This window comes from Jiella soli (assembly GCF_020615385.1).
Lineage (GTDB): Bacteria > Pseudomonadota > Alphaproteobacteria > Rhizobiales > Rhizobiaceae > VKMB-3413.
In genome coordinates this window covers 80835-98964 of record NZ_JAJAVB010000010.1, presented here as the reverse complement: position 1 = coordinate 98964, position 18130 = coordinate 80835, and the positions used below count along the sequence as shown (strand labels likewise).

Genomic DNA, 18130 nt, shown 5'->3' with positions numbered 1-18130 from the left:
CGACCCGTCCAAGGCTCGCCATTCGACTGCCAATCCCGTCGAGACAGCCAAGGAATTACGGCGTGCCGAGATTCCGGTGGATCCCGCCGCCGGTCCGGCGCGAGCGGTTGGCGGACCCATCGGCCCGGAAATGGCTCAGGCAGCGGGGGGCAATATCGCGAGCGGGTCAGAGCGCCAGATACTGCATTCTGAGTTCCTTGTTGTCGATGATCTCCTTGGCGGTGCCGTCGAAGACGACCTCGCCCATCTCCAGGATGATCGCCCTGTCGGCGAGGTGAAGCGCGGCGATAGCGTTCTGCTCGACCAGGATGGTGGTGATGCCGATCGACTTGATCTCCTCCAGGATCCGTTCGATCTCCTGGACGATCACCGGCGCGAGCCCTTCATAGGGTTCGTCGAGGAGGAGGAGCTTCACCTCGCGTGCAAGAGCGCGGGCCACGGCCAGCATCTGCTGCTCGCCGCCCGACATGGTGACGCCTTCCTGGTTGCGACGCTCGGCAAGACGCGGGAAATGCGAGTAGATACGCTCGAGGTCCCAGCCGGCGGGCGGCTCGATCCGGGCGAGCTTGAGGTTCTCCTCGACGGTCAGGCCGGGAATGATGCGCCGGTCTTCCGGCACCAGCTGCACGCCGGCGCGCGCGGCCTGGAAGGACTGCATCTTGTGCAGCGGGTCGCCGTCGAGCCAGATCTCGCCGCGCTTCAGCTCCGGCGAGCCGGTGCGGGCGATGGTGCGCAGCGTCGAGGTCTTGCCGGCGCCGTTGCGGCCGAGCAGGGCCAGGATCTCGCCCTCGCGCACCTCGAAGGAGACCCCCTGCACGATATAGCTCTCGCCGTAATATGCGTGGAGGTCGCGCGCCGCGAAGAAGGGCGCTGCGCCGGTTGCCGTCGCGGCGGCTGGCGCGGCCGTTGCCGGATGCGAGGCCCTCGTGCCGCGGTTCTCGATCGTCTCGCTCATAGATGGGCTCCGCCGAGATAGGCTTCCTGAACTTTCGGGTCGCTCTTGATCGCCTCGGGCGGCCCTTCGGCAATTACCGTTCCCTGAGCCATCACGCTGACCGTATCGGCAAGCGAAAAGACCACATGCATGTCGTGCTCGATGATCACCTTGGTGATGCCCCGCTCGGCAATCTTCTTCAGGAGCTCGACCGTGTTGTTGGTGTCGGCGCGCGACATGCCGGCGGTCGGCTCGTCGAGAAGCAGGAGCTTGGGGTGCTGGACGAGGCACATGGCCAGTTCCAGGCGCCGCTTGTCGCCGCGTGACATGGAATTGACCACCTGGTCGCGCTTGTCGGACAGATTGAGGTCCTCGAGGATGTGCTCGGCCTCTTCGCGAACCGCCTTGCGGTCCGTCGCCCGTTTCCAGACGTTGATCCGGAACGCGCCGTCCTTTCGCGCGAAGGCCGGGATCATGACGTTCTGCATCACGGTCAACTCGCCGAAGATCTCCGGCGTCTGGAAGACGCGGGCGATGCCGGCCTGGTTGATCTCGTGCGGCTGGCGGCCGAGCAGCGAGTAGCCGTCGAAGCCGACGGTTCCCTGGTCCGGCACGATGCGCCCGACGAGGCAGTTGAGCAGCGTCGACTTTCCCGCGCCGTTCGGCCCGATGATGGCGTGGACGCTGCCTTTTTTGACGTTGAGATTGACGTTGTCGAGCGCCTTGAGGCCGCCGAAGCGCTTGCCGACGCCGCTGATCGAAAGAATCATGGGTGACGCGTTCCTTGTGGTCGCCTTGGAAGCCGGCCTATTTCGCCGCTTTACGTGCCGGATGCGGCATGTCGGGCATGTCCTTCTCCCCGGCGAGCTTCTGCCGGCGGCCGATGCCGCCGATGCCGCCGATGCGACGGAACCCTTCCATGATGCCGCCGGGCAGGAAGATCACGACGAGCATGAACAGGAGCCCGAGGGTGAGCTGCCAGCCCTCTCCGACGAACGGGCTGGTGATCGTCACCATGAAGTCCTCCATCCCCTTCGGCAGGAAGGAGAAGAAGCCGTGGAGAAAGTGCTCGTTGAAGGACGAGAAGATCTGCTCGAGATATTTCATGGCCGCAGCGCCCAGCACCGGTCCGAGCAGGGTGCCGACGCCGCCGAGAATGGTCATCAGCACGACTTCGCCGGACGCCGTCCACTGCATCCGGTCGGCGCCGGCCAAAGGATCGGTCACCGCGAGGAGACCCCCGGCGAGACCGGCATACATGCCGGAGATGACGAAAGCCGCGAGCAGATAGGGGCGGGTCGAAAAGCCCGTATAGGCCATGCGGTTCTGGTTCGACTTGATGGCGAGCAGCATCATGCCGAAGGTCGAATTCTTGATCCGCAGCGCCAGGAAGAAGGCGAGGATCAGAAGGATGGCGCAGAAGTAGAATCCGGGCCAGCCCTGCAGGTCGACGCCGAAGAAGTTGGGCACGGGAAGCGCCGCACCGGCGTCTCCGAATGCCCGGTCGATGACGCGCGGATCGGCCCTCGATATCTGCAGCCCCGTCTCGCCGTTGGTAATCGGCGTCAGCACCGAATAGGCGAGGTTGTAGCTCATCTGCGCGAAAGCCAGCGTCAGGATCGAAAAATAGATCCCGGACCGCCTGAGGCTGACGAAGCCGATGACCACCGCGAAGAGCGCAGCGATCAGCATCGCGAAGAGGATCGCGAAGATCGCGTTCATCGACAGGAGCTTGAACATCCAGACGGCGGCATAGGAGCCGGCGCCGAGGAAGGCGGCATGGCCGAAGGAGAGATAGCCGGAGAAGCCGAAGAGGATGTTGAAGCCGATCGCGAAGATCCCGTAGATCGCGAATTTCTGCAGGATGTCGGGGTAGCCGGCACCGATCGGCGCGAGCCATAGCGGCATCGACAGGATCGCGAGGGCGAAGATCGCGGTATAGCCGTAGTCGCCGAGACCGCCCTTGAGGCTGCCGCGCGAGCCCTTCTCGCCGGGAAGGTCGGTTTCGCGGGAAATGGCGTGGCTCATCTCAGGCCTCCATGACGCCGCGGCGTCCCATCAGGCCGCGCGGGCGGACGAGGAGCACGACGACGGCAACGAGATAGATGATGATCTGGTCGATGCCGGGCAGGATCGCCTTAACCTCGGTCATCGAGGCGAAGGACTGCAGAATCCCGAGGAGGAAACCGGAGACGACGGCGCCCGCGAGGGATCCCATGCCGCCGACCACGACCACGACGAACGACAGGACGAGGAAATCCATGCCGAGATGGTAGTTCGGCGCGAGGACGGGCGTGTACATCACGCCAGCGAGACCGGCGACCATGGCCGCGATCGCGAAGACGATGGTGAACTTCCGGCCGATATTGATGCCGAGCAGCCCGACCGTTTCACGGTCCGCCATGCCGGCGCGAACGACCATTCCGAAAGTGGTCAGCTGAAGGAAGCCGAACACCGCAGCGATGACGGCGAGCGAGAACAGAAAGTAGACGATCCGCCACATCGGATAGGAGATGTTGGCAACCCCGAACCACTGGCCGATATCGGCGCTGCCCGCAAGCGCCGGAGGCGCGGTGAGCGGGATCGGGTTGGCGCCGAAGAAATACTTCACGATCTCCTGCAGGACGATCGCGAGGCCGAAGGTCACCAGGATCTGCTCGGCATGGCTGCGCTTGTAGAAGAAGCGGATGAGCCCGCGCTCCATGGCGAAGCCGATGAGCAGCATGACGGGGACAGCGAGCAGGATCGACAGCGGCACTGCCCAGTCAACGATCGTCTGGCCGGCATCGCCGTACCAGATCGTCAGATAGGGCACCTCCTTATAGGCCTCGAAGAAGGTCACGCTCTCGTCGCGCACCCGCTCCGACAGCGTCAGGAGCCGCTCGAAGGTGACCGCGCAGAAGGCGCCGAGCATGAACAGAGCGCCATGGGCGAAGTTCACCACGCCGAGCGTGCCGAAGATCAGCGTCAGCCCGAGGGCGATGAGCGCATAGGCGCCGCCCTTGTCGAGGCCGTTGAGAATCTGGAGGATGATGGCGTCCATGGACGTGTCGTGACTTTCTGCCGCGTCGGGCGCGCCAGCCAAATGGGGCGCGTCGCCTACAATGTTCGGTTCACAATCGGATCGCCGTGGCCGACCTGTCGGCACCGTCCGGCGAGCCGCATGGGGCCTGTCTCACGGCATCGGGCGGGCGGCATTGCTGCCGTCCGCCCGGACCCGGTTCGAACGGGCGGAAATCAGGCCGCGCAGCCCTTGACGTCGTAGGGGCCGAGTTCGCCGCCGAAGATCGAGGGATCGTAGGTGACGGTATCGCGCGGCACGATCTTGACCACTTCCAGAAGGTCGAACTGGTTGGTCGGGCTTTCCTTGCCCCGCACGACGAGCACGTCCTTGAAGCACTGGTGGTCGTCTGCTCGGTAGAGCGTCGGCCCGTTGCCAAGGCCGTCGAACTCGTAGCCCTCGAGCGCCTTGATCAGTTCCGGCGGATAGAAGGTGCCGGCGGTCTCGGCAGCGTTGGCGTAGAGCAGCGTCTGCGCGTAGCAGGTCTGCGCGGCCTGCGAGGGCGGGCGGCCATAGGCCTCGCCGAACGACTTGGTCAGCGTCTTGGACGCTTCGTTGTCGAGCTTCCAGTCCCAGTTGGCGGTGCCGAGAATGCCCTTGATCGCGTCGCCGGCGCCTTCGGCCATCAGCTCGGAGATCAGCGGCACGACGATCTGGAACTGCTTGCCATTGGCCTGCTTGTTGCGCAGGTCGAACTGCGTCACGGCCTGGCGCAGCGAATTGACCATGTCGCCGCCGTAGTGGTTCAGGATCAGGACGTCGGCGCCGGAGTTCAGGACCGGCGTGATGTACTGCGAGAAGTCGCCGGCGCCGAGCGGCGTGCGCACGGCCTGCACCGTCTCCCAGCCCTGTTCCTCGGTGGCGTTCTTCATCGACTCTTCCTGGGTCCAGCCCCAGGTGTAGTCGGCGGTGAGGTGATAGGCCTTGCGGTCCTTGCCGTATTCCTCGGCGAGGACGGGGCCGAGGGCGACGCCGGACTGGTAGGCGTTGAAGAAATGGCGGAAGCCGTAGCGCCGCTTGTCCTTGCCGGTGGTGTCGTTGGAATGGGTAAGTCCGGCCATGAACACGACGCCCGCGTCCTGGCAGAGCGACTGGACCGCGACCGCGACACCGGAGGACGAGCCGCCGGAGATCATGATCACCTTGTCGGCCTCGATCATGCGCTTGGCCGAGGCTCTCGCGGCATCGGACTTGGTCTGGGTGTCGCCGGTGACGAAGGCGACCTTCTTGCCGAGAATGCCGTTGCCCTTGAGGCTTGACGGCTTCAACAGCGGAACGAGGCCGCCGTCGCCTTCGCCGTTGAGATGCTTGACGGCGAGCTGGAAAGCCCGCAGCTCGTCGGCGCCCTCATCGGCATAGGGACCGGACTGCGGTACGTTGAAGCCGAGCGTGACGGTGTCGCCCGTCGGATTGTTGCAGAACGCCTTGTCCTGTGCCCACGCTCCGCGAACGAAGGAATAGGGCAGGGCGAGGCCGGCGCCGACGGCCGCACCTGTCTTCAGAAGACGACGACGGGACCAGCCCGTGGTGTCGATGGACATACTCGATCCTCCCAGATGTACGATCCCAGCGTGCCGGAGAGACGATTCCTCCATCGCTTTCCGGCAGCATGCGGCCTGCATGGTCTACGAGCGCTTCGTCTTCGGCTATAATACTTTCGAATCAAAACTGGGTTGTACCTAGACTTTCTGCACCGCAGCATTTCGAATGCCGTTGCTGTCCGGGCAGGCGGAACTGCCTCTGCGGGCGGCATCTCTTTCGGCTCGAGCTCGCGCGCGCCGTGACTTACCGGGGTATGTCACGGCCGCGAGCGGCTTCGGGATGGGCCGAATCGCCCGCGCGTCCTATAAAAGGCGCTGGTCCGCGCCGGCGGATCCTTCGCCATGACTACCGGCCTCTTCGTCCGCGAAAGTGCCGCGAAATCGAAAGCAACACGGATGGACAACATCCTCGTCGTCGGCGGTGCCGGCTATATCGGCTCCCACACCTGTCTCGATCTCTCGGCCAAGGGCTTCACCCCGGTCGTCTACGACAATCTGTCGAACGGCCATTCGGAGTTCGTCCGGTGGGGACCGCTGGAGGTCGGGCAGCTCGAGGACCAGGATCGGCTGAGGGCCGTCATCGCGCAATACCGGCCCGCGGCGATCGTCCATTTCGCCGCCCTCATCGAGGTCGGCGAGTCGGTGAAGGATCCGCTCGGCTTCTATCGCAACAATGTCGCCGGCACGATCGCGCTGCTTGCGGCGGCCACCGAATGCGGCGTCGACAAGATCGTCTTCTCCTCGACCTGCGCGACCTACGGTGCGCCGGAAGCCATCCCGATGGCCGAAACGCACGGCCAGGCGCCGATCAATCCCTATGGCCGATCGAAGCTTATGGTCGAGGAGATCCTGCGAGACCTCGGCACCTATCGCGGCGTCCGCTCCGTCATCCTGCGCTATTTCAACGCCGCCGGCGCCGATCCCGAGGGGCGGATCGGCGAATGGCACGATCCCGAGACACATGCGATCCCGCTGGCGATCGATGCCGCGCTCGGCCGGCGCGAGGGGTTCACAGTGTTCGGGACCGATTACGACACCCGCGATGGCACCTGCGTGCGGGACTTTGTCCACGTCATGGATCTTGCCGACGCGCATAGCCGCGCGGTCCAATATCTGATCGCCGGCGGCGCGAGCGAGGCCCTCAATCTGGGAACCGGCACCGGGACGACGGTGAAGGAGCTCCTGGCGACGATCCAGACGGTGACCGGGCGGCGCTTTCCGCTCACCTATGCCGACCGGCGCCCGGGCGATTCCCCCGCACTCGTCGCCGACAATGCCAAGGCGCGGGCGGTGCTCGGGTGGTCGCCGCGGCACGATCTCGCCTCGATCATCGAGACCGCGTGGAACTGGCATTCGCGGTCGAATTTTCCTGCGGGATAGACCGAGGCCGCCTCGGTCGGGGCGTTGCATGTGTCCCGCCGATTCGGCGGCAACCAGCCTGACCGGGAAACTCAGAGCGGGCACAGCGCCGCCATCACGGTCAGCGGCAATCTCCCGCGGGTGAGACGAACGAAGACGGAGACGGGATATGGCATCGACATTGGCGATGATCGGTTTCGGGGAGGCCGCGACGACCTTCCTGAGCGGCTGGGACATTGACCCCAAAACGGTGTCGGTGTTCGATATCAAGACGGACGCGGCCGCCACGCGCACGGCCATGACGGAGAAGTTCGCGCAGTTCGCCGTCAGGGGATGTGAACGGATCGCCGACGCGGTGGCGGGGGCAGAGCTTGTGATCAGCCTGGTCACGGCGGATCAGGCGGTGGCTGCAGCACGCGCGACGGCTTCGGCTCTCGAAAGCGGCGCGCTCTATGTCGATGGGAACTCCTGTGCGCCGGGATCGAAGCGCCTCGCAGCCGAGGCGATCGAGGCCGCTGGCGGCCGCTATGTCGACATGGCGATCATGGCGCCCGTCAAGACCAAGGCGCAGCGGACGCCGCTTCTCCTGTCCGGCCCCGACGCCGGCGAGGCCGAAGCGCGGCTGTCGGCGCTCGGACTGGCACCGGCGATCGCTGGCGAGGAGATCGGCCAGGCCTCGACGATCAAGATGCTGCGCTCGGTGATGATCAAGGGCCTGGAGGCGCTGACCTGCGAATGCCTGTTGGCGGCACGGAGGGCAGGCGTCGAGGACGCGGTCCTGTCCTCGCTCCAGGCGAGCGATCCCGGCTGGGACTGGCGGGGACGCTCCGGCTACAATCTGGAGCGGATGATGGCGCATGGCACGCGCCGCGCCGCAGAAATGCGCGAGGTCGCAGAGACCGTGCGGGCGCTCGGCATTGCCAACCGCCTGTCCGAGGCGACCGCCGCCTGGCAGGAGGATGTGGGGCGGCTCGAACTTTGCGGCGGGGACGACGCGGAGCTTGCTGAGCGGGCCGACCGCATCCTCTCGGGCCTCAAGGTCGAGCGATAGGGGCGGCGCCCCGAACACTCACTCCTCCGGCCGTCGCCGGTTTGCGGTCGCATCCGTCGTCCGGGGAGGGCCATCGTCCGCAAGAAGCCGCGTCACGAGCAGAAGGGCGCCGCCGAGATAGGGAAGCCCACCCCAGACCGCCATCATGGCGCCGCCGAGGCGCTGATCCGACAGGCGCGTGAAGCCGAAGGCGCCCTGACAGACATCCGGCGCGTAGATGAGCCGCGGCGCGATCGAAAGCAGGACGCCGAGCATGCTCATATGCATGAAGGTCATTGCCAGCGACATGGCGCCAAGTCCTGCATCGCGCCGACTTCGGCCGGCAAGACCAAGACCCCAGACGAGTACGCCGGCGGCGAGAAAGCTCGCCTGCTGAAAGACGAAGACGCCGGTGTGCCGCGCCGCGGCCTCGTGCAGCACCGGTGCATGCCAGCCCCAGACGATGACGAGGTCGAAGAGGGAGGCGGCGAGGGCGGTCGCTACGCTAGGCCGCATGACGCGCTCCACGAGCGGGACGCGCAAGGCGCCGATGACAATCAGCGGCGAGGCGATCGTCACGATGCCGAGATGAAGCATCATATGGGCGGAGAAAGCGCGCCGGGCGAGCGGCACGAGCGGGCTGCTCCACAGGCCGACCAGGATTGCGACACCGATGAATGCCGGCCAATAGCGAAGGGCGATCGCCCTGGCCGACCGCCGCCGCGCTCCGTCCTCGCTCGCGCTGATCTCCACCATCTTGCGCAGCTTCCCCGCACGCTGTCCGATGTCGGCCCCGGACGTGGCACTATCTGAGGCCCGAGGTTGCCGGATCAAGCTTCGCGATCTGCGAGATCTGCCCTGCGGCAAGGCGGGTTCGGCTTCGGGCAGATTGTCTGGTGGCTTCGCTTGGCGCCCCAGCCGTCCTTCGGTACGAGGCCCGGTGCGTTAAAGACCGGCCGCCGTTGCCACGGCCTCGCATTGCCTTGCCATCCGACGGTGAGGCGGCCATCGATTCTTAATCTGGATTGAGGCGTGCGGCGAGGAAGTGCCGGTTGTTCAAGTGCGGCCGGACGCCAGTTCTTCCTCACGACCCCGGCCGCGGGGCTGCAAGCCTTTTCCAGGGCAGGCCGGTGAGGTGTAAGGGGAGGGTACCATGCGCTTTGACGCTATCGTCCTGTCGGTGCTTTCGACGCTCGTCGCGGCCCCGTCGCTGGCGGCAGGCGAAACGGCGGACTGGACTGCGGTGCAGAAGGCGACCGGGACCGTCTACCGCCTCGAAAGGGGCGACAGCTATTTCGCGGTCACCTGTACCGACTCGAAATACGGGGGCGGCGCGACGTTCGACGTCGTCCTGAAGGGCGTCGACTCCAAGCAGCACACCGAGACGCAGGTTTTCGCGGACGGCGCGGAGTACGACCTGCGGCATGGGGCGCTCGGGGTGGGCGTCACCGACTGCGCGGACTGCTCGAAGGCGTTCCTCCGGCTCTGGGACGCCTTGCGCCAGCGCGATCTGCAATGGATCGAGTTGAAGCGTGGCCAGACGACGGTCCGCCTGCCTGCCCGTGGTGGAGGGGGTGTCCTGGGCGACTGCACCAGCGATTTGCAGCGCTGACCGAGCCGGCGCCGCGCTGCGCCCCGAGAGAATTATCCATACGAAATGCAGCCGATGCATCGGCGACAGCTGCAACGGCCGCGCGTGGTCGCACGGAATGCAGCTCAATCCTTAGTGTTGTCTCAGTTGTGCATTGATCATGACGAAACGTCGTCAGATTAAATTGACACCGATCCTGGCACGACCGAAAGCGATGCACGGGCGATACAGGGGGATGTTTCGGCGGCCACGCTCTTTAGATCGATTCTTGCTGTTCAGCAGGAGGCCGATGATGAAAACTCGCCTAGGTGAGTCATGAGGCCGCGGTAAGGTGGCCGGGTGGAACCATCTGACGGGGGCAGTCATGAGATCGTCCGAACACTTCGCGATCCTTTCCGCGAGTGGGCTGGAACCGGGAGCGGGGACTCGCCGCCACAGCCGGTGTTACCGCGCCGGCTCCCGCCTCCGACGCTTCAGTCTCACGGCAGCGTTCTCGCTGACGCTTTTCGCGGGCGGCGCCCTGGCCCAGTCGGGCGACGTTGCCGGCGGAGGCGCAGAGGAGGGAAGCGGGCAGGACCTTCAGACCCTCAGCCAGGATCCGAACCAATGGGTGATGCCGGCGAAGAACTATGCCAGCACCCGCTACAGCGAGCTCGATCAGATCAACGCCGACAATGTCGGCCAGCTGCAACTGGCCTGGACCTTTTCGAACGGCGTCAATCGTGGCCAGGAGTCGATCCCGCTCGTCGTCGACAACACGATGTATATCGTCGGGCCGTGGCCGAACAATCTCTTCGCGCTGAACGCGACCACCGGCGACCTGAAATGGGCCTATTCGCCACCGACGGCGCGGGCCGCGCAGGGTGTTGCCTGCTGCGACGTGGTCAACCGCGGCGCGGCCTATGACAACGGCAAGATCTTCTACAACACGCTGGACAACCACACGGTCGCCGTGGACGCCAAGACCGGCAAGGAGATCTGGCACACCAAGCTCGGCGACATCAACACCGGCATGACCATGACGATGGCGCCGCTCGTCGCCAAGGGCAAGGTCTTCGTCGGCAGCAGCGGCGGCGAGATGGGCGTGCGCGGTTGGCTGACCGCGCTCGACGAGGCGACCGGAGAGATCGCCTGGCGCGCCTGGTCGACCGGGCCCGACAAGGACGTCCTGATCGGCGAGGACTTCAAGCCGCCCTACGATTGGATGAAGGGCAAGGATCTCGGCGTGAAGACCTGGCCCGCCGACCGCTGGAAGACCGGTGGCGGCAATGTCTGGGGCTGGATTTCCTACGATCCCGAGCTGAACCTCATCTATTACGGCACCGGCAATCCCGGCCCGTGGAACCCGAACCAGCGCGAAGGCGACAATCTCTGGACGACCACCATCTTTGCCCGCGACGCCGACACCGGCATGGCGAAATGGGCCTACCAGACCTCGCCGCACGATCTGTGGGACCATGACGGGGTGAACGAGCTGGTCCTCGTCGATCTCGAGATCGACGGAAAGACCCGCAAGGCGATGATCCGGCCGGGGCGCACCGGCTACATGTATGTGATCGACCGGACGAACGGGAAGCTGATCTCGGCGACGCCCTACGATACAGTCACCGCCTATAAGGGCGTCGACATGGAGACCGGGCGGATCATTCCGAACAAGGATCTCCACCCGGACCTCGGCAAGACGGTGAAGGACATCTGCCCGGCGCCTCCGGGAGCGAAGGACTGGCAGCCGACGGCGTGGTCGCCGAAGACCAAGCTCCTTTACGTGCCGCACCAGCACTTGTGCATGAACTTCAAGGCCTCCGAGGTCGGCTATATCGCAGGCACGCCCTATCTCGGCGCTACGGTCGACATGTACGCCGCGCCTGGCGACGGTTATCGCGGCGAGTTCATGGCCTGGGATCCCGTCAAGAAGAAGAAGGTCTGGGCGATCCACGAGAACTTCCCGGTCTGGTCCGGGACGGTGGTCACCGCCGGCAACATCGCCTTCTACGGCACAATGGACCGCTGGTTCAAAGCCGTGAACGCGACCACCGGCGAGGTGCTCTGGCAGTTCCGCGCGCCCTCCGGCTTCATTGGCCAGCCGTCCGTCTACAAGGGCGCGGACGGACGCGAATATGTCGCGATCCTGTCCGGCGTCGGCGGCTGGTCGGGGGCGGTCGCCGCGGCCGAACTCGACCCGCGGGTGCGCAACGGCGCGCTCGGCTTCGTCGGAGCCACGCAGGATCTGCCGGCCTACACCAAGGGAGGCTCGACGCTGCTCGTCTTCGCCCTGCCGAACAGCGGCAATGGCGGGCAGGGTGCGGCCGCTCGATCGTCCGGCGCTTCCGGAAATCTCGGCCGTCCGATCCAGAATCCGCCGCCGGCGCAGGATGCCGGTCCGAATGCAGCCGGCGGGAGCGTGCCGGGCGTGCTTGCCCCGAACGGTGACGGGGCGGCAATTGAAACGGAGAGAGGCGATGCTCCGGCCCAATAAGACCATCGCCTGCCTGGTTCTGCTTCTGTCTGCGGCCGGGTTTTCCGCGCCGGCAGCCGCAGCACCGGCCGGCACCGCACCGGCGGGCGAGGATACGCTCCGCGTCTGCGCCGATCCCAACAATTTGCCGTTTTCGAACCGGAAGGGCGAGGGCTTCGAGAACAAGCTCGCCGACCTCGTCGCCAAGGCGCTCGGCAAGACCGTCTCCTACACTTGGTGGGCGCAGCGGCGGGGCTTCATCCGCAACACGCTCACGGCCGGACGCTGCGATGTCGTGATGGGCGTGCCGACCCTCGACATGCTGGGGCTGACCCGCAGCTATTACGGCTCGACCTATGTGATCGTCAGCCGCAAGAGCGAGGGGCTCGATTTCAGCTCCATCCAGTCTCCGCAGTTGAAGAGCCTGACGATCGGCGTGCATCTGATCGGCGACGACGGCGCCAATACGCCGCCGGTCGAGGTGCTCGGCCGCGAAGGCATCGTCGACAATGTCGTCGGCTACATGATCTACGGCGACTACAGTCAGAGTTCTCCGCCGGAGCGCATCCTCGACGACGTCGCAAACGGCAGGCTGGACGTCGCGATCGTCTGGGGACCGCTCGCCGGCTACTACGCGAAGCACTCCGAGGTGCCGCTGACGGTGACGCCGGTGACCGGCACGGAGGCCTTCATGCCTCTGGTCTTCCAGTACCGGATCGGAATGGGCGTGCGCAAAGGCGACGAGGCTCTCCGACTGAAGCTGAACGACGTCATCGCCCGGCATCAGGACGAAATCGATGCGCTCCTGGATTCCTATGGCGTGCCACGCGTCTGAGCGCCGGCCCGCATCCACTCGCATGCGACAACCCGAAGGAGGAGGCTCATATGCTGGATCGTGAGCAGACGAAGCGAGCCCGCGGCCGCGCATCCGGCTGGGCGGCCGCCGGCGCGGCGGCCCTGGTCGCGGGATCGATCTTCGACGGCATCTGGATGGCCAATGCGCAGAAGCTGGATCAGCAGCAGGGGGAGGAACGCATCGCCCAGCCTGCGCCGGACCAGCCGGCCGACGATGCAAGCGATGCAGCGGCCGAGGCAGCCAAGGAGGACAAGCAGATCGGCGCCGTCGAGACCTTCGCCGGTGGCGGCGGCAGCGCGAGCGCGCTCCTGCATGTTCCGGTCACCACGCTCTATCCCGGCAATCAGAAGCCGAACCCGCCCGTCGAAAATCCGAGAAGCGACGAGGAAGCGGCGCAGCGCGGCATGATGTATTTCAACCAGATGAATTGCGTCGGCTGCCACGCGCCGAACGGTGCGGGCGGCATGGGGCCGGCGCTCAGCAACCACACCTTCATCTATGGCGGCGAGCCCGCCAACATCTATCTCAGCATCCTTCAGGGCCGGCCGGCCGGCATGCCGGCATGGGGCGGCATGCTGCCCGACCAGGTGATCTGGGACCTCGTCGCCTACATCAAGAGCATCAGCAACGCCCCGAAAGGGGAGACGTGGGGTAAGACCGTCTCCGCCGGCGGCTTCACCATCGAACAGGTGCCGGCCGAATTCCAGTCGACCACCAATCCCTGGAAGTACACCAACCCCTTCAGCTACGGACAGGCACCGTTCGAGAACCCGCAAGGTTCGCCCCCGCTCGAAACGCCGAACGAGGGAAGCCAGCCGCAATGATGCCGGATGCGAATCCGCGCGGGCGGGTCCGCCGCGCCCCCGATCGCTGCCGCTCGGTCGTGGCATCGGCAGCGCTCGCGACCGCGGAATTGCTGGCGCCGGACGCCGCCCGGGCGGCGCCTCCGATGTATTTTCTCGAAACCTTCGGCCAGAAGGGCGACGTCACCGTGCCGCTCCTGTGGGGGCTGCTCGGCCTGTCGGTCTTCGTCGTTTTCGTCGTCAGCGTCCTCGTCCTCATCGGCATCGCACGCGGGGGCCGTATCCGGACGGCTTCGCCCGGCACCATGCTTCCGGTCGGACGCGCCACCGGCGCCATGCCGTGGATCTATGGCGGGCTCATCGCCACCGCCATCGCGCTGATCGGCTTCGCTTCCTGGACGATCGCCGTGATGGCGGCCATCGACGAGCCGGCCGAGCCCGCCGCCTTCACCATCGAGGTCACCGGCCAGCAATGGTGGTGGGAGGCGCGCTATGTCGATCCGGCGGATCCCTCGCGCCAGTTCGTCACCGCCAACGAACTCCATATCCCGGTTGGCAAGCCGGTTCATATCAAGCTGATCTCGGCGGACGTCATCCATTCCTTCTGGGTGCCGGCCCTGTCCGGCAAGACCGACGTCATTCCCGGGCAGACGAACGAGACCTGGCTCCAGGCGGACCATAAGGGCGTCTATCGCGGCCAGTGCGCGGAGTACTGCGGCGTTCAGCATGCGCATATGGCGTTCCGCGTCTTCGCCGATGCACCGGAGGATTTCGCCGAATGGTGGGACCACCAGCTGCAACCGGCTAAAGCGCCGGCAGCCGATGCGCGGCTGGTCAATATCGGCCAGCAGCAGTTCGTCCTGCGCTGCGGCGCCTGCCACGCGGTCCGCGGCACGTCCGCCGGCGGCGAGCGCGGGCCGGACCTCACCCATCTGATGGACCGCACCTCGCTTGCGGCGGTGACCCTGCCCAACACGATCGGACACCTGTCCGGGTGGATCGCCGATCCGCAGCAGAACAAGCCGGGTTCGAAGATGCCTAATCTCGAAATCTCGGGGCCGGAGCTGACGGCCATCCGAACCTATCTCGCCACTCTCGACTGAGGAGCGCGCCGTGGCCGTCGCCGAATATGACAAGCTGCCAAGAGCCGGCGAGGCCTCGCCGGCTCTCGAGAAGAAGCTCCAGGCGCTGTGGGAGACGAAGCCCGGCATCTACGGCTGGATCGCGACGGTGGACCACAAGGAGATCGGCATCCGCTATCTCGTGACCGCCTTCCTGTTCCTGATCGCGGGCGGGATCGAGGCACTGGTGATGCGGCTCCAGCTGGCCGGCCCGAACGAGGGCCTCCTGACCCCGAGCCAGTACAACCAGCTCTTCTCGATGCACGGCATCACCATGATCTTCCTCTACGCCCTGCCGGTGCTGTCGGGGTTTTCCAACTATCTGTTCCCGCTGCTGCTCGGCACGCGCGACATGGCGTTTCCGCGGCTCAATGCCTTCTCCTACTGGACCTTCCTCGCCTCCGGCCTCTTCATGTATTCGAGCTTCCTGGTCGGCGCGGCTCCCAATGACGGCTGGTTCAACTATGCGCCCTATGCGCTGAAGCAGTTCAACCCCGGTCTGAACATGGACTTCTACGCGCTGGGGATGATCTTCTACGGCATTTCGACGACGGTCGGCTCGGCGAACTTCGTCGTCACGGTGATGCGCAACCGCGCGCCGGGCATGTCGATCAACCGCCTGCCGATCATGATCTGGGGGACGACGACCATTTCGGTCGGGCTGCTCCTTGCCAATCCGGCAGTGAGCCTCGCCTTCTTCCTGCTCTGGATGGACCGGCAGTTCGGAACGCATTTCTACGACGTGGCGGGAGGCGGCAAGCCGCTCCTGTGGCAGCACCTGTTCTGGCTGTTCGCCCATCCATGGGTCTACGTCATCGTGCTACCGGCGATGGGCATCGTCTCCGACGCGCTGCCGGTCTTCTGCCGCCGCCCGCTGGTCGCCTACAGCCTCGTCATCCTCGGAACGATCACGACCATGATCCTCGGCTTCGGCGTCTGGGTGCACCACATGTTCGCGACGGGCATTCCCTTCCTGTCGATGTCGTTCTTCTCGGGCGCGTCCTTCATCATCACCATTCCGAGCGCCGTCGCGGTCTTCGCCTGGATCGCCACGATCTGGACCGGGCAGGTGGTTCTCGCGACCCCCTTCTACTTCTTCGCGGCCTTCATCTCGATGTTCGTCATCGGCGGCGTCTCGGGCGTCGTGACGGCGTCGGTGCCGGCGGACCTGCAGCTCACCGACACCTATTTCGTCGTCGCGCACATCCACTACGTGCTGATCGGGATCAACCTCTTCGCCGTTCTCGGTGGGGTCCATTTCTGGTTTCCGAAGTTCACCGGAAAGATGATGAGCGAGGTGATCGGCAAGGCGAGCTTCTGGCTGATCTTCGTCGGCTTCAACGTCGCCTTCCTGCCGATGCACGTCACCGGGCTCCTCGGCATGCCGCGGCGCATCTACACCTACCCGGAGAATGTCGGCTGGGCGACGGTGAACATGATCACGACGGTTGGCGCCTTCATCCTTGCGTTCGGCATTCTTGTCTTCCTGGTGAACGTCTTCGTCAGCCTGCGCCGAGGCCCCGCTGCCGGACCCAATCCGTGGGACGCGCCGACGCTGGAATGGGCGACCTCCTCGCCGCCGCCGGTCTACAATTTCACCGTCATGCCGACAGTTGCAAGCCGGCATCCGCTCTGGGAGAGCCGCCTCGACGAAGGCACCGGCCATTCCTCCATCCGCCGAGGGCTCTTGCTCGACGACGGCAAGGAGATGCTCGCGACCTCGGTCCTCGACGCGACGCCGCTCGCCGTCCTGAAAATGCCGAAGGACGATCCCTGGCCGTTCCTCGTGACAGTCGCGCTGACGGTGGGCTTTACCGGACTTCTCCTGCAGTGGTGGTGGATGGGCGGCGGCGCGGCGATCGCGGTGGTCCTCGGCTGCATGGCGTGGCTGTGGCCGAGGTCCGACCTCGGACAGAAGGCAGGAGCGGCCTATGAGTGATGTGGCGATCGAAACCGAAAAGCCGCTGGTCATCGGACGGCTGAAGGTCGGAAGCATCGGCCACCATGCCAATGGCTGGTGGGGGATGATCATGTTGATCATCACCGAGGCCTTCCTCTTCTTCTACCTCCTGTTCAGCTACTACTACTTCGCCATCCAGAGCGACGGGACGTTCCTTCCCGACGAGATGCCATCCTTCAAGTTCTCTGGACCGGAGACGGGCGTCCTGCTTCTTGCAAGCCTCGCCGTCTGGTTCGGCGAGCGGGGCGGGCGCAAGGGCTCGCGGCTCCAACTCGTGCTTGGCCTGTTGCTCGCTCTCGCCCTTGGCTGCGGCTTCGTGGCGATCGAGTTGTTCGAGTGGATGGACAAGACCTTCACGCTCGCGTCAAACGCCTACGGCTCGTCCTTCTTCACCGTCACCGGCTTTCACCTCGCCCATGTCGTCGCCGGCCTGTTGATGCTCCTGCCGCTGACCTTCTGGTCGGCGCTCGGCTATTTCGACCGCGAGCGGATCGTGCCGGTGACCATCGTCATGATGTACTGGTTCTTCATCGACGTCATCTGGCTGATGGTCTTCTTCACCTTCTACGTCACCCCGTATTTCAGGTGAGCGCGATGGCACAGCAGCCTGCGATCTTCGACATCGGACATCCGGCACCCGACCGGGAGCGTACCAGCGGAGGCCTTCTGCTCGCCGGTTTCGCCGGCGGCCCGGTCGCCTGGAGCCTGCAGCTTCTTGCTGGCGCCGCGATCTCCGGCGCCGTCTGCATCGGCGGAGACGGGGCGCGGCTCGGAACCAGCGAAGCGGGCTGGGCGCCTTTCGTGATCGTCGCCGTCAACGTCGCGGCGATCGTTATCGGTCTCGCCTCGCTGATGATCTCCTATCGGGGCTTCTCGCGGACAGGCCGCGGCGAGCCGGGGAGCGCCGGCGGCGTGATGGAGGCGGGCGAGGGGCGCACCCGCTTTCTTTCGATCTGGGCGATCTGGACGAGCATCCTGTTCATCCTCGCCATCCTGTTCAACGCGATCGCATTCTTCTGGACCAGCCTATGCGGACTCTGACCCCCTTCCTGTCCGTGCCGCTGCTCGCCGCCGTCACCGTCTCGCTTGCCGCATGCGCGGAGTCCGGCCAGCCGGCGCGGTTCGACGACATCGGCGACGCCTCGGTCGGAGCCGCGCTGATCGAGGCGAATGGCTGCGGCTCCTGTCACATCATCCCCGGAATCGATGGCGCGGAGGGGCTGGTCGGACCGCCGCTCAACCATATGGGCCACCGCATCTTCATCGCCGGACTTCTGCGCAACACGCCGGACAACATGGTCGCCTGGCTGCGCGACCCGCAGGAGGTCGTGCCCGGAAATGCCATGCCCGACATGGGGCTGAGCGAGAGCCAGGCGAAGAACGTCACCGCCTATCTCTACACGCTCGAATAGGCTCCGG

17 protein-coding genes are annotated in these 18130 nt (G+C 65.5%); 11 read left to right on the top strand and 6 right to left on the bottom strand.

The window, feature by feature from the left end; genetic code table 11:
• Positions 1–166: 166 nt before the first annotated feature.
• The 5 genes from LH400_RS06920 to LH400_RS06900 form a co-directional block, all read right to left on the bottom strand.
• A complete protein-coding gene (locus LH400_RS06920) occupies positions 167–955 on the bottom strand; it encodes an ABC transporter ATP-binding protein (protein WP_229151935.1) in 789 nt (262 codons plus the stop codon).
• Positions 952–1704 (bottom strand): ABC transporter ATP-binding protein, encoded by a 753-nt coding sequence (locus tag LH400_RS06915; RefSeq protein ID WP_229151934.1) that lies wholly within the window; start codon positions 1702–1704, stop codon positions 952–954. The genes LH400_RS06920 and LH400_RS06915 overlap by 4 nt, the downstream gene beginning before the upstream one ends.
• A 37-nt stretch (positions 1705–1741) precedes the next feature.
• Positions 1742–2962, bottom strand: coding sequence for a branched-chain amino acid ABC transporter permease (locus LH400_RS06910; RefSeq protein ID WP_229151933.1), 1221 nt, complete (start codon positions 2960–2962; stop codon positions 1742–1744).
• Position 2963: 1 nt separating this feature from the next.
• Positions 2964–3977: a branched-chain amino acid ABC transporter permease gene (locus tag LH400_RS06905; protein ID WP_229151932.1), complete on the bottom strand. Its 1014-nt coding sequence runs from the start codon at positions 3975–3977 to the stop codon at positions 2964–2966.
• A 194-nt stretch (positions 3978–4171) separates the two neighbouring features.
• Positions 4172–5536, bottom strand: a complete 1365-nt coding sequence (locus LH400_RS06900; RefSeq protein WP_229151931.1) for an ABC transporter substrate-binding protein — start codon at positions 5534–5536, stop codon at positions 4172–4174.
• 396 nt (positions 5537–5932) lie between these two features.
• On the opposite strand from LH400_RS06900, the gene galE reads away from it, so the two are divergent.
• Together galE and LH400_RS06890 are read left to right on the top strand one after the other, a co-directional pair.
• Entirely contained in the window at positions 5933–6916 is a 984-nt protein-coding gene (gene galE, locus LH400_RS06895) for a UDP-glucose 4-epimerase GalE (protein WP_370638344.1), read from the top strand.
• A 148-nt stretch (positions 6917–7064) separates the two neighbouring features.
• Positions 7065–7946, top strand: a complete 882-nt coding sequence (locus LH400_RS06890) for a DUF1932 domain-containing protein (RefSeq protein ID WP_229151929.1) — start codon at positions 7065–7067, stop codon at positions 7944–7946.
• Positions 7947–7964: 18 nt separating this feature from the next.
• Here the strand turns inward: LH400_RS06890 and LH400_RS06885 are convergent, their stop codons facing one another.
• Positions 7965–8681, bottom strand: a complete 717-nt coding sequence (locus LH400_RS06885; RefSeq protein ID WP_229151928.1) for a cytochrome c oxidase assembly protein — start codon at positions 8679–8681, stop codon at positions 7965–7967.
• Between the two features lie 397 nt (positions 8682–9078).
• On the opposite strand from LH400_RS06885, the gene LH400_RS06880 reads away from it, so the two are divergent.
• The 9 genes from LH400_RS06880 to LH400_RS06840 all read left to right on the top strand — a co-directional run bounded on the left by LH400_RS06880 (position 9079) and on the right by LH400_RS06840 (position 18123).
• Positions 9079–9537: a YfjT/YkfB family phage-associated protein gene (locus LH400_RS06880; RefSeq protein WP_229151927.1), complete on the top strand. Its 459-nt coding sequence runs from the start codon at positions 9079–9081 to the stop codon at positions 9535–9537.
• A 343-nt stretch (positions 9538–9880) separates the two neighbouring features.
• Positions 9881–11992: a methanol/ethanol family PQQ-dependent dehydrogenase gene (locus LH400_RS06875; protein WP_255616862.1), complete on the top strand. Its 2112-nt coding sequence runs from the start codon at positions 9881–9883 to the stop codon at positions 11990–11992.
• Positions 11976–12806 (top strand): substrate-binding domain-containing protein, encoded by an 831-nt coding sequence (locus tag LH400_RS06870; protein ID WP_229151926.1) that lies wholly within the window; start codon positions 11976–11978, stop codon positions 12804–12806. The genes LH400_RS06875 and LH400_RS06870 overlap by 17 nt, the downstream gene beginning before the upstream one ends.
• A 50-nt stretch (positions 12807–12856) precedes the next feature.
• A complete protein-coding gene (locus LH400_RS06865) occupies positions 12857–13651 on the top strand; it encodes a c-type cytochrome (protein WP_229151925.1) in 795 nt (264 codons plus the stop codon).
• Positions 13648–14733, top strand: a complete 1086-nt coding sequence (gene coxB, locus LH400_RS06860) for a cytochrome c oxidase subunit II (protein WP_229151924.1) — start codon at positions 13648–13650, stop codon at positions 14731–14733. Before LH400_RS06865 ends, coxB begins: the two co-directional genes overlap by 4 nt.
• A gap of 10 nt (positions 14734–14743) precedes the next feature.
• On the top strand, positions 14744–16690 hold the full coding sequence (gene ctaD, locus LH400_RS06855) for a cytochrome c oxidase subunit I (protein ID WP_229151923.1): 1947 nt from the start codon (positions 14744–14746) through the stop codon (positions 16688–16690).
• A complete protein-coding gene (locus LH400_RS06850; RefSeq protein WP_229151922.1) occupies positions 16683–17300 on the top strand; it encodes a cytochrome c oxidase subunit 3 in 618 nt (205 codons plus the stop codon). Before ctaD ends, LH400_RS06850 begins: the two co-directional genes overlap by 8 nt.
• Before the next feature lie 5 nt (positions 17301–17305).
• Positions 17306–17752, top strand: a complete 447-nt coding sequence (locus LH400_RS06845; protein ID WP_229151921.1) for a hypothetical protein — start codon at positions 17306–17308, stop codon at positions 17750–17752.
• The gene (locus tag LH400_RS06840; protein WP_229151920.1) at positions 17740–18123 is read left to right on the top strand and encodes a c-type cytochrome; all 384 of its coding nucleotides are present in this window, start codon (positions 17740–17742) and stop codon (positions 18121–18123) included. The genes LH400_RS06845 and LH400_RS06840 overlap by 13 nt, the downstream gene beginning before the upstream one ends.
• Positions 18124–18130 lie beyond the last annotated feature (7 nt).